The sequence below is a fragment of the Pseudophaeobacter sp. A-200-2 genome, assembly GCF_041008815.1.
Lineage (GTDB): Bacteria > Pseudomonadota > Alphaproteobacteria > Rhodobacterales > Rhodobacteraceae > Phycobacter > Phycobacter gallaeciensis_A.
In genome coordinates, this window is sequence record NZ_JAXGFU010000008.1 from 120,222 (window position 1) to 134,147 (window position 13,926).

Consider the following 13,926-nt stretch of genomic DNA (forward strand, 5'->3'; position numbering starts at 1 on the left):
TCCTCCCTCGTTGCTGGCCTCAGCCCAGCATTCCCTTGCCGTGTCCCAGCGCCGATTGCATGGTCTTTACCACAACAAAGGCATCGCGCAGATGACTTCGCTCAAAATCCGACAGATCGGAGGGCGCCAGGAAGTTGTCGGGCGCTGTACCGCTGCGAATCTGGTCTGCCTGATGGGTCAGCCGGGTTTCGGCAATCAGATCATAGGCATCCAGCAGATCCCGCGCGCCGGAAGGGCTAAGAGCCGAGGTCAGCGCCGCCGCCTCCAACCGGGCGCGCGTGTTGACCGGGGTGAGCCGCGCCTGCAAGGCATAGATCCGCCCCAGATCGACCACCGGCACCACGCCGTTGTGTTTCAGATCCAGCGTATTGCGATGCTCACCCGAGCGGATAGTGGCAATCCCGCGCAAGAGACCAAGCGGCGGCGTGTGTTTCAGCGAATTCGAAATCATATGGGCGGTAAAGATGGAGTTGGCACTGGCCGCCTGTAGCACTTCCTCTTGCAGTCCGTTGAACAGATCACGGTTGCCGCCGATGGGCCGCAGGTCAAACATCACCGAAGCCAGAATCTGCGCCATGGGATCGGGGGTCTTGATCCAGCCGTCAAAATACTGCCGCCATATGCGCAAGGGCTGACGCCAGCGCGGGGTGGTCGCCATCATGTCGCCGGGGCAATAGACATAGCCGCAGGTATTGAGCCCGTCGCAGACAAATTGCGCCAGCGCCTCGAAATAGGGGGCGTCATCCTCTTGCATGGCATCATCGATCATCAGGCAGTTGTCCTGATCCGAAACCCCCGTCTGTTCCTGCCGCCCCTGCGACCCGCAGGCCAGCCACAGGTAAGGCACGGGCGGCGGGCCAAGGCGCTCTTCGGCCAGCGCCAGCAGGCGCCGGGTGGCGGCATCGGCGATATCGGTGATCAGGCGGGTGACCACCTCGTGCCGGTTGCCGCCAGCCACCAGTTGCAGCAGCAGGGCCGGAATGCGGTCGCTGACCCTGGCCATGGCAGCGGCATCCGGAGCGCTGGCGATTTCGGCAATCATCTCGGCCGAGCTCATCGCCTGAAGGCGCGTCAGGTCGGTCTGGGTGACGATCCCCGACAGCTTGCCCGCATCCACCACGGGAACATGGCCGATCCGATGCTCCATCATCGCGTGCAGCACATCGGATGCGATGGCTGAGGAAGGCAGCGTCAGTGGATCGCGCGTCATGATCTTGGCGACGGGGGTGGAGATGGGCAGGCCCTCTGCCAGAACCTTTTCGGTCAGGTCGCGGTTGGTGAGAATGCCTTCCAGCGTGTCTCCATCGGTCACGCAGACTGAAGAGATATGATGCTCCCGCATCAATTGCGCGGCGCTTTGACAGGTGAGGCCGCTGGAGCAGGTGATCGGCTGAGTGGCCATGAAATCAGCAACCCGGCGGGTGGCAAGGCTGCTTTGCGCAGGTCCGCCCGGGCGGCGACGGTCGAAAAAGCGCGCCACCTTGGGTTCGGCCTGCATCAGCGCATCGAAATCGGCGCGCGGCAGGAGCAAAAGCGCGCTCTCGGCGTTGGCAGAGGCGGTGGTAACAGCGATGCCGTCCCGGGTGAGACCACGCTCGCCAAAGGAATTGCGTGGCCCCAGGATGGAGACGGCCATACCGTTCTCGTCAAAGACTTCCACCTCGCCGTGATGCACGAGGTAGAGACCCTGCATTGGCGCACCAAGGGCATAGATCTCTTCGCCCGCATTGGCGTGGATCACCTCGAACTTCGGCGCAAGCTGCGCAAGGCGCGCGGCATCTAGGCTGTCATAGGGGTGCACCGTCTTCAGGAACTGGATCAGACCGTCTGGGGAAAGGGGCATGTCAAAAGCCTGTTGGATAAGCCGGGATAAAAGTCATCCTGCCCGAGTGTGCCCGGACAGGATGGTGAGGAAAAGAGGGCGGGCCAGAATACCGAGGGAGGCGGCCCGCCCGGGGAGGAAACCCTCGATCAGTGGTCCTGGGCAGCCCCTGCACCGCGCGGGATGCGGACGCTTTCCACCAGCTCTTCGATCTCGGCCGGGATGGCGTCGGTCGATTTGGACACGAAATAGGCCACCGCAAAGTTCACCATCGCGCCAACCGCACCAAAGGAGGTGGATTTGATGGTGCCCAGCAGCGGATCTGCATCCGTGAAGCTGTTGGTGCCAGGGATGAAGAACCAGCCCTTATGCAGGAAGATATAGATCAGCGTGACCAGCAGACCTGCGATCATGCCTGCAACCGCGCCTTTGTTGTTCACCTTGGTGAAGATGCCCATCATCAGCGCCGGGAAGATCGAGGCCGCCGCCAGACCAAAGGCCAGCGCCACGGTCTGCGCTGCAAAGCCCGGAGGGTTGAGGCCCAGATAGGTGGCCACCGCGATGGCAACCGCCATGGCAACACGGGCCGAAAGAAGCTCGCCTTTTTCCGAGATGTTCGGATTGATCGAGCCCTTGATCAGGTCGTGCGACACCGCCGAAGAGATCGCCAACAGCAGACCCGCCGCAGTAGACAGCGCCGCCGCCAGACCGCCTGCAGCCACCAGACCGATCACCCAAGAGGGCAGGTTGGCGATTTCGGGGTTGGCCAGCACCAGGATATCCCGGTTGAACTTGGTCAGCTCATTACCCTGCCAGCCGTTCTCCTCGGCTTTGGCCTGCATCTCGGCGTTCTTGTCGTTGTAATACTGGATCTTGCCGTCGCCGTTCTTGTCTTCCCAGTCCAGCAGGCCGGTTTTCTGCCAGGTGGCCATCCAGTCATAGCGGGCGTCATTCTCGATCTGCTCGACCGAGACCGCTTCGCTGTTTGTGCCATTGGGCCACATCATGTCGGTGATGTTGAGACGGGCCATGGCGCCAACAGCCGGGGCAGTCAGATACAGCAGCGCGATGAAGACCAGCGCCCAGCCTGCGGACCAGCGTGCATCGGACACCTTGGGAACGGTGAAGAAGCGCATGATCACGTGCGGCAGACCGGCTGTACCGATCATCAGCGACAGGGTGAACAGCACCATGTTCAGCGTATCGGCGTGGTGGGCGGTATATTCATTGAAACCCAGCTCGCGCACGATGGCGTCGAGTTTCGCCAGAAGAGGCTCACCCGAGGCAACGTGATCGCCAAAGAGACCCAGCGCCGGGATCGGGTTGCCAGTGAGTTGCAGCGAGATGAAGATGGCCGGAATGGTATAGGCCATGATCAGCACGACATATTGCGCGACCTGCGTATAGGTCACGCCCTTCATGCCTCCGAAGACCGCATAGGCAAAGACCACACAGGCACCGATCAGCAGGCCTGCGGTGTTGGACACCTCAAGGAAGCGACCAAAGGCAACGCCCACGCCAGTCATCTGACCGATCACGTAGGTGGTGGAGGCGACGATCAGGCAGATCACCGCCACGATACGCGCGGTCGGGCTGTAGAAGCGGTCGCCGATGAATTCCGACACGGTGAACTTGCCGAACTTGCGCAGGTAAGGCGCCAGCAGCAGTGCCAGCAGCACGTAGCCACCGGTCCAGCCCATCAGGAAGGAGGAGTTGTCATAGCCGGTAAAGGCGATGAGACCCGCCATCGAGATGAAGGAGGCTGCCGACATCCAGTCCGCTGCCGTGGCCATGCCGTTGGTGACGGGATGCACACCCCGGCCGGCCGCATAGAATTCAGATGTGGAGCCAGCACGGGCCCAGATCGCGATGCCGATGTAGAGCGCAAAGGACGCGCCCACGAACAGCAGGTTGATGGTAAACTGGTCCATGATCATTCCTCCTCGACGCCGAATTCACGGTCGAGACGGTTCATCCGCCAGGCGTAGAAAAAGATCAGGCCCAAGAAGACCAGGATCGATCCCTGCTGGGCAAACCAGAAGCCCAGGTCGGTGCCGCCGACGGCGATGCCCGAGAGCATCGGGCGCAGCAGAATGCCGAAACCGAATGAAACGACAGCCCAGATCACCAGGCTGATGAGAATGATGCGCACATTGGCCTGCCAATAGCCCTTGTCGGCCTCGGCTGCCTTTGCGGCATTGGTTGTGTGGTCCGCCATGGCGGCTCCTCCTTGCTACGGGTTCTGCCTGCCTTGCGCCGGGCGCTGGGCAAGCCTTCTCTGTTTGCCTGCGGCGCCCGCGTTGAAACGGGCAGCCATCAGGCATTAGTCCTTTGGTCGCCAAAGCGGGCTTTGGCGGTCCATCGGGTATTTCAGGGTTTGGGATGGCCCCCCGGCGGCCGCAGGGGGCGACCGGGGATCCGGGTCTTGGCCGGGCCTAGGGCGCGGCGGTCTTTACAATCTTTGCCAACCCTTCGGCGACCGCATCGATCTGGCCCATGGCGTCGATCTTCTGCAGCACGCCCTTGCCGTCGTAATAAGCGATCAGCGGGGCTGTCTGTTCGTGATAGGCCGCAAGACGGCTTGCCACGGTTTCGGCATTGTCATCGGCGCGCCGCTTCATCTCGGTGCCGCCGCATTTGTCGCAGGTGCCAGCAACTTTCGGCTGTTTGAACGTGTCGTGATAGCCTTCACCGCAGCCCGCGCAGGTGTAACGCCCGGCCACGCGGGCCACCATGGCGTCGTCGTCCACCTCAAGGCTGATGGCGGCGTTGATCTTCTGACCGGTTTCGGACAGCAGCGCATCCAGCGCCTCGGCCTGAACGGCGGTGCGGGGGAAACCATCAAGGATCACGCCCTTGGCGCAGTCGGGTTCGCCCAGACGGTCGCGCAGGATGGCGATCACGATCTCATCAGAGACCAGACCACCGGATTCCATCACGGATTTCGCGGCTTTGCCGGCCTCGGTGCCTGCAGCCACGGCGGCGCGCAGCAGATCACCAGTCGACAGCTGCACCAGACCAAAGCTGTCTTCCAGCATGCGGGCCTGTGTGCCCTTCCCGGCGCCCGGAGGGCCGAGAAGGATCAGAACGGCAGGGCGGGTCATCACATTCGTCGACATGCGGTTACCCCTTGTTTGCGCGGTTGGCGATCAGATCGTCCACCACCGACGGATCGGCGAGGGTCGAGGTATCGCCCAGCGAGCCAAAGTCGTTTTCAGCGATCTTGCGCAGGATGCGGCGCATGATCTTGCCCGAGCGGGTTTTCGGCAGGCCGGGCGCCCATTGGATCACGTCCGGGCTGGCAATCGGGCCGATTTCGGTCCGAACCCATGTGCGCAACTCCTTAAGCAGCTCGTCCGAAGGCTCGCGGTCGTTCATCAGGGTGACATAGCAATAGATGCCCTGTCCCTTGATCTCATGCGGGTAGCCCACCACGGCGGCCTCGGCCACTGCGGCATGCGCCACCAACGCACTTTCGACCTCGGCGGTGCCCATGCGGTGACCGGAGACGTTGATCACATCATCGACGCGGCCGGTGATCCAGTAATCGCCATCTGCGTCGCGGCGGCAGCCGTCACCGGTGAAATAATAGCCCTTGTAGTCGGCGAAATAGGTTTTCTCGAACCGTTCGTGATCGCCCCAGACGGTGCGCATCTGACCGGGCCAGCTGTCCTTGATGCACAGGACACCTTCGACACCGTTGCCTTCGATCTCTTCTCCGGATTGCGGGTCCAGAACCACCGGTTTGACGCCAAAGAAGGGCTTCATCGCCGCGCCGGGTTTCAGCGCATGGGCACCGGGCAGGGGGGTCATCAGGTGACCGCCGGTTTCGGTCTGCCACCAGGTGTCGACGATGGGGCATTTGCCCTTGCCAACGACATCATTGTACCAGTTCCAGGCTTCCGGGTTGATCGGTTCACCCACTGTGCCCAGCAGGCGCAGCGAGGACAGATCGCATTTTTCGACCCATTCGTTGCCCTGACCCATCAGCGCGCGCAGAGCGGTGGGAGCGGTGTAGAACTGGTTGACCTTGTGCTTTTCGCAGACCTGCCAGAAGCGGCTGGCGTCGGGGTAGGTCGGCACGCCTTCAAACATCAGCGTGGTGGCACCATTGGCCAGCGGACCATAGACGATATAGCTGTGGCCGGTGACCCAGCCCACATCGGCGGTACACCAGTAGATATCGCCATCGTGGTAATCAAAGGTAATCTCATGCGTCATCGCGGCATAAACCAGATAGCCGCCGGTGGTGTGCACCACGCCCTTGGGCTGACCGGTCGAGCCGGAGGTGTAGAGGATGAACAGCGGATCCTCAGCGTTCATCTCGGCGGGCTTGCAGTAGTCGTTCGCCTCGATCGCCATCTCGTTGTAATCGTAATCGCGCCCGTCGACCCAGGTCGTCTGGCCGCCGGTGCGTTTCACCACGAGGCATTTCACCGTGTCCTTGCAATGCAGCAGCGCCGCATCGGCATTGGATTTCAGCGGCGTCTTGCGGCCACCACGGGGGGCTTCGTCGGCGGTGATGACAACCTTGGCGTCCGACCCGTTGATCCGTGCCGCCAGCGCATCGGGGCTGAAGCCGGCAAAGACGATGGAGTGGATGGCGCCGATCCGGGCGCAGGCCAGCATGGCATAGGCGGCCTCGGGGATCATCGGCATATAGATCACGACCCGGTCGCCTTTGCGCACACCCATGGTTTCCAGGATGTTGGCCATCCGGCAGGTGCGGCGGTGCAGTTCCTTGTAGGTGATGTGCTGAGCGGCCTCGTTCGGGTCGTCCGGCTCGAAGATGATCGCGGTCTGATCGCCACGGGTGTCGAGGTGACGGTCGATGCAGTTGGCCGCCACGTTGAGCGTGCCATCGGCGTACCAATTGATCGACACGTTGCCGAAGTTGTAGTTCACATCCTTCACCGAGGTGAAAGGCTTGATCCAGTCGATCCGTTTGCCCTGTTCACTCCAGAACCCTTCGGGATCTGCGATCGAGGCCGCATACATCTCTTCGTATTTGGCGGCGTCCACATGGGCGCGCGCAACAACGTCGTCCGACGGCGGATACACTTTGCCTTCAGGCTGCGTGGTCATCTTGTGTCCTCCCTGACTTCCCTTCAGTTTGTCACCGGACAGCCACGGGGGCCGGGTGTCAAACCGTTTCCTTCCTCGATGGCCATAATAGGGAAAGTTGAAAATTTGTGAATAAGGGGCCGGAAAGTAACGATTTGTTTGTGAATGAATTTCCTGTGCGCCTTGCGCCTGTAAATTTTCAGGGCAAAATCCCTGCAAAACCCAATTTTTACGGGTGATTGGGAGTCAACGATACCGGCACTCTGCCTGGGCGGGTATGGGGCTTCTGTGCAAGATTTCCGAAGGGAGGGGGTGGTTGCTGTCGATGCGGACATGCGGCAATTCGCGCGCGGATCCGCACGCCGTACCTTTTGCCGGGTTCTGAGGTGGGCTCACGGAGCTGTCAGCAAAACGTCCGGGCCGGGGCTTGGCAGTGCGCCGCCTTACAGGTAGCTTACTGCGCAAGCGTTCCAAAGGACAATGTCCACGACTGCAAGGAACGCAGAATGGGAGAGATACAACATGAATAAACTTCTGACTGCCGCCGTGGCGGCTGCCGCGGGATTTGCAATTGCCGGTGAGGCCGCTGCGACCGAATGGAACGTGTCGGTCTGGGGCAAACGCCGCGCCTTTACTGAGCATGTCGAGAAACTGGCCGAACTGGTCAGCGAAAAGACCGATGGCGCCTTTACCATGAACGTCAGCTATGGCGGCCTGTCGAAACCGCGTGAGAACCTGGACGGGATCTCCATCGGTGCCTTCGAAATGGCACAGTTCTGCGCCGGCTATCACCGCGACAAGAACCCGTCGATCACCGTGCTGGAGCTGCCGTTCCTGGGCGTGAACAACCTGGCCGAAGAAGTTGCCGTCAGCCACGCTGTCTATGCACATCCCGCCGCTGCCAAGGATCTGGCGCGCTGGAATGCCAAGCTGCTGATGACTTCGCCCATGCCCCAGTACAACCTGGTCGGCACCGGCGAGCCCCGCGACGAGCTGGCTGAATTCGACGGCATGCGTGTGCGCGCAACCGGTGGTCTGGGCAAGGCCTTCGAAGCCGTGGGCGGGGTCCCGACCTCGGTGCCCGCGACCGAAGCCTATAACGCGATGGAATCGGGCGTTGTTGATACGGTTGCCTTTGCGCAGCACGCGCATCTGTCCTTTGGCACCATCAACAAGGCAGACTGGTGGACCGCGAACCTGAACCCCGGCACCGTGAACTGCCCGGTTGTGGTCAACACCGATGCCTACGACATGCTGAGCGATGCCGAGCGTGAGGCGCTGGACAGCTCGGTTGACGAGGCGATTGCGCATTACCTCGACAACTACGGCAAGCTGCTGACCAAATGGGACAGCGTGCTGGAAGAAAAAGGCGTTGAGAAAGTCATGATTTCGGAAGAACAGCTGGCCGCGTTCCGCGCCAAGGCTGCCGACCCGATCCGTGAACAGTGGATCAAGGACATGACCGCTCAGGGCATTCCGGGCCAGGAACTCTATGACCTGGTGATGAAAACTCTGGAAGACACACGCGCGGGCAACTAAATCCCGCGTTGCAGGGGCAGGCCGGGACCACTCTCCCGGCCTGTTTTTGTTTCCGTTCTCTTGAAATGAAAGGTGGGGGCCATGGCGGGAAACGCCGCGGTATTGGAAGACGACAGTCTTGTCAGTCGTCTTGACAGACGTTTGTTGCAGGTCGAACAGGTGCTGGCGCTGATCAGCGGTCTGGCGGTCTTTTCTCTTATGGTGCTGGCAGTGGTTTCTGTGGGCGGGCGGAATGCCTTTAACGCCCCGCTGCCGGGGTATGTCGACTGGATCGAACAGGCGATGCCGCTGATCGCCTTCATGGGCATTGCCTATGTGCAGCGCGAAGGTGGTCATATCCGTATGGATATCGTGATTGGTGCCCTGCGCGGCCGGGCCCTGTGGCTGTTCGAACTGTTCTCGGTGCTGTTGATCCTTGCGTTGATGATCTGCCTCGTCTGGGGCAGCTGGGCGCATTTTGCGCGTTCGTTCGATTTCGCCGCGCCCCTGTGGAGCCGTGACAGCTCGATCGACATCGGTATTCCACTCTGGCCGGCCAAATTGCTGGCGCCGGTGGCCTTCTCGGTTCTGTGCTTGCGTCTTGTGCTGCAGGTTTGGGCCTATGGGCGGGCGCTGGTTCTGGGGCTGGACGCTCCGGCAGCAGTGCCGCTGATTCAGGATGCCGCCGCGCAGGCCGCCCATGAGGCAGAGATGCTGACCGGCCATGACGACGCGCCCGGCGACGGCGCCGACAGCCGAAACTCTCAAGGATAGGAAAAGCACATGGAACCGATTGAAATCGGCCTGTGGGTCACGGGTTTTCTGTTGATCCTGGTCGTCACCGGCATGCGCGTTGCCTTTGCCGCAGCTCTGGCCGGTCTGGTGGGGCTGACATGGATCTTCTGGGCCAAGTTTGGCTATGATCCCTCCCGCTTTACAAAGGCGCTGACCATTGCCGTTAAAACCGCCGGGCAGGTGCCGCATTCCAAGGTCTCAAGCCAGGCATTGTCGCTGATCCCGACCTTCATCCTGATCGGCTATCTGGCCTATTACGCAGGTCTGACCAAGGCGCTGTTTGAGGCAGCCAAACGCTGGATCGCCTGGTTGCCGGGCGGGCTTGCGGTTTCGACCGTTTTTGCGACCGCCGGCTTCGCCGCCGTGTCTGGCGCCTCTGTTGCGACTTCGGCGGTGTTCGCACGGATCGCGATCCCGGAAATGCTGGCCATCGGATATAACAAGCAGTTCGCGGCTGGCGTTGTGGCAGCAGGGGGCACGCTGGCCTCGCTAATCCCGCCCTCGGCGATCTTGGTGATCTACGCCATCATCGTTGAACAGGACGTGGGCAAGCTGTTGCTCGCGGGCTTTATCCCCGGCGCCTTCTCCGCAGTGATCTACGGGCTGCTGATCGTCGGCATCGCGATGATCTTCAAAACCGTCGGCCCACCGGTCAAAGGCTTCACTTGGAAGCAGCGGTTTGCGGCCCTGCCGGGCGCGCTGCCGATCATGTTCGTGGTCGTGATCATCATCTTCTTTGTCTACAATCCCTTTGGCGAAGCCTGGGGCACCCCGACAGAAGGGGGCGCACTCGGCGCCTTTGTGGTCTTCCTGATGGCGCTGTGGCGCGGCATGAAATGGGCCGAGCTCAAGTCGGCGCTGCTGGAAACTGCGAAACTGGCGGTGATGATCTTCTCGATTATCTGGGGCGTTCTGATCTACGTGCGCTTCCTCGGTTTTGCCGATCTGCCGGGCGCGTTTTCGGACTGGATCACCTCGCTTGAGATGTCGCCGATGCTGATCCTGATCTGCATCCTCTTGGCCTATGCGGTGCTGGGGATGTTCATGGACGCCATCGGGATGCTGCTGCTGACCTTGCCGGTTGTCTACCCGGCGGTGATGGCGCTGAACGGCGGCGAAGCCGTGTCGGCTGCGGATAGTGCATTCGGCATGAACGGCACCATGTGTGCGATCTGGTTCGGCATTCTGGTTGTGAAGATGGCTGAGTTCTGCCTGATTACACCGCCAATCGGGCTCAACTGCTTTGTTGTGGCCGGTGTGCGGGATGACCTGACGGTGCAGGACGTGTTCAAGGGCGTGACACCCTTCTTCATCGCCGATGCCATCACCATCGCGCTGCTGGTCGCCTTCCCGGGGATTGTGCTCTACCTGCCATCGCTGGCTGGATAAACGCAAACCGCAGCACAAAGAAAGCATGCCGTCCCTCATTCTGTGAGGGGCGGTTTTTTGTTTGAAAGCCGGAAAATGGGTAGCGGGTATGCCTTGGGGTACTGGCTTTTCCTGATTCGAAACGCCGGTGCGATCGTTAAATGTACGATAAATGAAACTGCGGTCGCAATGCGATCACTTTGCTGCCTGCTCATTTTTTGAGCGTTATCCTTTTGAAAAGTAAGTAGACATCCCAATCCACATGCGAAAGCGCGCTTGATTACGCCTTTTGGATGTTACAGCCACGCATCTGCACTTTTGATCGGAGAAACACAATTGTCTAAATCTTAAATATTGAAGGCGCTAATTCCGCAAATTCATCGTGAAAAATTGTATCACGATGAGATCTTGTAAATTGTAGTGAGGACAAACAATGGTGCGTGACACTCAGGATACCCTTGCAAAGTTTGCTTTGACGGGGAACGACCACGAACAATTGGTTCGGGCTGGCAAGATGGTCATGCCGATCCTTGATGATGCCCTCGAACATTTTTATTCGTTCGCGGTCGCAGATCCCGAGATCGCGCAATTCTTTCCGGACGACAGCGTGATGGACCACGCCCGGTCCGCGCAAAAAAAGCACTGGCAGCGGCTTCTGTCCGGTACCTTTGACGAGGCCTACTTCGCCTCAGCGGAACGTGTCGGCACGGTGCATTTCAAGATCCAGTTGCCCTTTTCGATGTACCTCTCCGGCTATTCGCGGGCCAATGCATATATCCAGCAGCGCTTGCTGGAACGCTCTGGGGCGCTTTTGGGTAAATTCGCCAAGCGCAAACATGGGGAAATCCTTGGCACATTGACCCGTGCCTTTGCCTTTGACACCTATCAGGTGATTGAGGCCTATTTCGCGGCGCAGAAGGCAGAACAGGACACGGCGTTTAAGTATCTGAGTGACGGAATTAAGCGGATGTCGGAACGGGATCTGTCGCAGAGCATCCCCGGCCCGGATGAAAGCGATTACCCCGCGCGGTATGATCAGGTGCGCCAGTCGTTCAACGAGTTGATGGGCTCTATGCGGGATATCATCGTTACCATTCAGGATTCGACCGGCAATCTGAACCGCGTAGCCAGCGAGGTGAGCCAGTCTGCTGGGGATCTGTCCCGCCGGACCGAAACCCAGGCGGCGACGCTGGAGGAAACCGCCGCGGCGGTGGAAGAGATCAACAACAGCATGCGGTCCTCAACAGAATCGACGTCAAAGACCGAAGAGGTGGTTCTCGTCACCCGGAACAACGCCGCAACAGGAAATGAGGTCGCCGAACAGGCGGTCCTGAAAATGCGCGAGATTTCGGAGTCATCGGTGCAGATTTCCCAGATCATCAGCGTCATCGACGACATCGCCTTCCAGACCAACCTGCTGGCGCTGAATGCCGGGGTCGAGGCGGCCCGTGCAGGCGATGCCGGTCGTGGCTTTGCCGTGGTAGCCTCCGAGGTGCGGGGACTGGCGCAGCGTGCCGCCAATTCCGCAAAAGAGATCAAAAGCCTCGTGACGTCCAGCACGCAGCATGTCGATGCAGGCGTCGCGATGGTGGATCAGGCGGGGGCCGCGCTTACCAGTATCGTTCAGGAGATTGAGACGGTTTCGGGGCTGACGGCAGATATCGTCAACTCGGCGCGGGCTCAATCGACAGGCCTGTCTGAGATTTCGGTTGGCGTCTCGCAGCTTGATACCGTGACGCAGCAGAATGCGGCCATGGTCGAGGAAACGGCTGCCGCCATCATGTCCCTGCAGCAGGATACACAGGTCCTGTCGGATCTGGTCGGAACCTTCCGGGTGTCAGGGAACGCACCAGTGCCTATCGGAGTCTCCAGGGCGGGCCTGTCGGAGGCTCCGTTGGAGTTGCTGCCGCGCGCAGTCGGGTACTGAGGCTCATGCCCGGCCTGTAGACCGTGGGGGGCGGAGAACAGCCCGAAAGAGGGCGCCCGATAACCCAAAGCGACGCTTGATCGGCGCGAACTCTGCGGACAAGCCTCGCAGGTTGACGGCGCTTGCCTCAGCGCAACGCGGCACGGCTGCGGTCCGGGACGAAGGCCAGGCATAACACTGCGAGTGCGCAGGCCAGCATCATGTAAAGCCCGGGGGCGGTTGCGATCCCGGTGCTGGCGATCAAGCTGGTTGCGATCATTGGCGTGAGGCCCCCGAACACGCCGACCCCCAGGTTGAACGCAACCGAATATCCAGACAGGCGATCCTCTTCGGGGAACATCTCTACGAACAACGCCGGGCCAGAGCCAAGCGGAACCGACAGCAGGGCGAAGGCAAGCACATGGAACAGCACGACCGGCAGCATCGCGCCACCAGATCGCAGCATCCAAAGGTGCATTGGCCAGCTCAAGAGACCCAGCCCCAATAGTGCCACGGCGATCCACGTGCGCCGGGCGAGGAACCTGTCCCCGACGATGGCGCCAAGCGGCATCAGGGGGATGACCAGAATCGTCATGGCGGTGTTGATGGTCAAGGCTGTGCTGCGCTCCACCAAGTTCTGACCTGACAGCCATTCCGGCAGGTAGACGAAGGTGATGTAAAAGCACGTCCCATAGCTGGCAGCAAAACCCAGCGCGAGGAGGGTTTCTTTCAGGTTGGTGGTGAAGGCCTGCAAGAGGGGAGAGGTTTCCTCGCGTGCGGCGTCATGTTGGCCGAAACGTTCGGATCCATGCAGGTTGCGCCGCATCAGGATGGCGGTAACGCCAAGCAATGCTCCGCCCAGAAACGGAAGGCGCCAGGCGCCGTCCTGCATGGTTTGCGCATCAAACAGGGTAGTGACCAGCGCGGCCGCGCCGACCCCCAGGAGCGATCCAGTCATGGAGCCGATATTCGCCCAGCTGCCGGTCAGACCGCGCCGTCCCGTCGGTGCGGTTTCAACCAGATAGGTCGCAGAGGAGGAAAACTCGCCTCCGACAGAAATGCCCTGCAGGATCCGCACCAGAACCAGCAGCACCGGTGCCAGAACGCCGACCTGCGCATAGGTTGGCAGCAAGCCGAGCAACAGGGTCGGAAGCGCCATCATAGCTACCGAGATCTGCATGGTGCGTGCGCGCCCATAGCGATCTCCGAACCAGCCAAAGACCGCCGCCCCGAGTGGCCGCATCAGAAAACCGGCCGCGAAGATACCGTAGGTGGCGATCAGGCCTGCGGTCGGGTCTTGGGATGGAAAGAACACCGGCGCGATAATGCCCGCCAGATAGCCATAAAGCGCAAAGTCGTACCATTCCACGACATTGCCGATAAAGCCCGCCATAATGCGGTGCCTGAGTTCGGGGTCTTGAATTGCGCCGGTCTGTTGCTGCACGATCATCGG

General features: G+C 60.7%; 10 protein-coding genes. 4 read left to right on the top strand and 6 right to left on the bottom strand.

What is annotated here, in order from left to right; translation table 11 throughout:
* Positions 1-19: 19 nt before the first annotated feature.
* The 5 genes from SM766_RS13405 to acs form a co-directional block, all read right to left on the bottom strand.
* Positions 20-1,843, bottom strand: coding sequence for a DUF294 nucleotidyltransferase-like domain-containing protein (locus tag SM766_RS13405; protein WP_368948077.1), 1,824 nt, complete (start codon positions 1,841-1,843; stop codon positions 20-22).
* A gap of 128 nt (positions 1,844-1,971) precedes the next feature.
* On the bottom strand, positions 1,972-3,753 hold the full coding sequence (locus SM766_RS13410; protein ID WP_274829061.1) for a sodium:solute symporter family protein: 1,782 nt from the start codon (positions 3,751-3,753) through the stop codon (positions 1,972-1,974).
* A gap of 2 nt (positions 3,754-3,755) precedes the next feature.
* Complete coding sequence (locus tag SM766_RS13415) at positions 3,756-4,040, bottom strand: DUF4212 domain-containing protein (protein ID WP_065270513.1); 285 nt, start codon at positions 4,038-4,040, stop codon at positions 3,756-3,758.
* 217 nt (positions 4,041-4,257) lie between these two features.
* The gene (locus tag SM766_RS13420; protein ID WP_368948078.1) at positions 4,258-4,941 is read right to left on the bottom strand and encodes an adenylate kinase; all 684 of its coding nucleotides are present in this window, start codon (positions 4,939-4,941) and stop codon (positions 4,258-4,260) included.
* Between the two features lie 4 nt (positions 4,942-4,945).
* Entirely contained in the window at positions 4,946-6,907 is a 1,962-nt protein-coding gene (gene acs, locus SM766_RS13425; RefSeq protein ID WP_368948079.1) for an acetate--CoA ligase, read from the bottom strand.
* 501 nt (positions 6,908-7,408) lie between these two features.
* Here acs and SM766_RS13430 point away from each other — a divergent pair.
* The 4 genes from SM766_RS13430 (at position 7,409) to SM766_RS13445 (ending at position 12,494) form a co-directional block, all read left to right on the top strand.
* Positions 7,409-8,425 (top strand): C4-dicarboxylate TRAP transporter substrate-binding protein, encoded by a 1,017-nt coding sequence (locus tag SM766_RS13430; protein WP_065270510.1) that lies wholly within the window; start codon positions 7,409-7,411, stop codon positions 8,423-8,425.
* 81 nt (positions 8,426-8,506) lie between these two features.
* Positions 8,507-9,178, top strand: a complete 672-nt coding sequence (locus tag SM766_RS13435) for a TRAP transporter small permease subunit (protein ID WP_274829066.1) — start codon at positions 8,507-8,509, stop codon at positions 9,176-9,178.
* 9 nt (positions 9,179-9,187) lie between these two features.
* On the top strand, positions 9,188-10,588 hold the full coding sequence (locus SM766_RS13440) for a TRAP transporter large permease (protein ID WP_065270508.1): 1,401 nt from the start codon (positions 9,188-9,190) through the stop codon (positions 10,586-10,588).
* A 412-nt stretch (positions 10,589-11,000) separates the two neighbouring features.
* Positions 11,001-12,494 (top strand): methyl-accepting chemotaxis protein, encoded by a 1,494-nt coding sequence (locus tag SM766_RS13445; RefSeq protein ID WP_368948080.1) that lies wholly within the window; start codon positions 11,001-11,003, stop codon positions 12,492-12,494.
* A 127-nt stretch (positions 12,495-12,621) separates the two neighbouring features.
* Here SM766_RS13445 and SM766_RS13450 read toward each other — a convergent pair whose 3' ends face one another.
* The gene (locus SM766_RS13450; protein WP_274829071.1) at positions 12,622-13,923 is read right to left on the bottom strand and encodes an MFS transporter; all 1,302 of its coding nucleotides are present in this window, start codon (positions 13,921-13,923) and stop codon (positions 12,622-12,624) included.
* Positions 13,924-13,926 lie beyond the last annotated feature (3 nt).

Coding starts and splice junctions, on each gene's coding strand:
- SM766_RS13405 (WP_368948077.1), bottom strand. CDS start 1,843: ATGCCCCTTTCCCCAGACGGTCTGATCCAGTTCCTGAAGACGGTGCAC.
- SM766_RS13410 (WP_274829061.1), bottom strand. CDS start 3,753: ATGGACCAGTTTACCATCAACCTGCTGTTCGTGGGCGCGTCCTTTGCG.
- SM766_RS13445 (WP_368948080.1), top strand. CDS start 11,001: ATGGTGCGTGACACTCAGGATACCCTTGCAAAGTTTGCTTTGACGGGG.
- SM766_RS13420 (WP_368948078.1), bottom strand. CDS start 4,941: ATGTCGACGAATGTGATGACCCGCCCTGCCGTTCTGATCCTTCTCGGC.
- SM766_RS13415 (WP_065270513.1), bottom strand. CDS start 4,040: ATGGCGGACCACACAACCAATGCCGCAAAGGCAGCCGAGGCCGACAAG.
- SM766_RS13430 (WP_065270510.1), top strand. CDS start 7,409: ATGAATAAACTTCTGACTGCCGCCGTGGCGGCTGCCGCGGGATTTGCA.
- SM766_RS13440 (WP_065270508.1), top strand. CDS start 9,188: ATGGAACCGATTGAAATCGGCCTGTGGGTCACGGGTTTTCTGTTGATC.
- SM766_RS13435 (WP_274829066.1), top strand. CDS start 8,507: ATGGCGGGAAACGCCGCGGTATTGGAAGACGACAGTCTTGTCAGTCGT.
- SM766_RS13450 (WP_274829071.1), bottom strand. CDS start 13,923: ATGATCGTGCAGCAACAGACCGGCGCAATTCAAGACCCCGAACTCAGG.
- acs (WP_368948079.1), bottom strand. CDS start 6,907: ATGACCACGCAGCCTGAAGGCAAAGTGTATCCGCCGTCGGACGACGTT.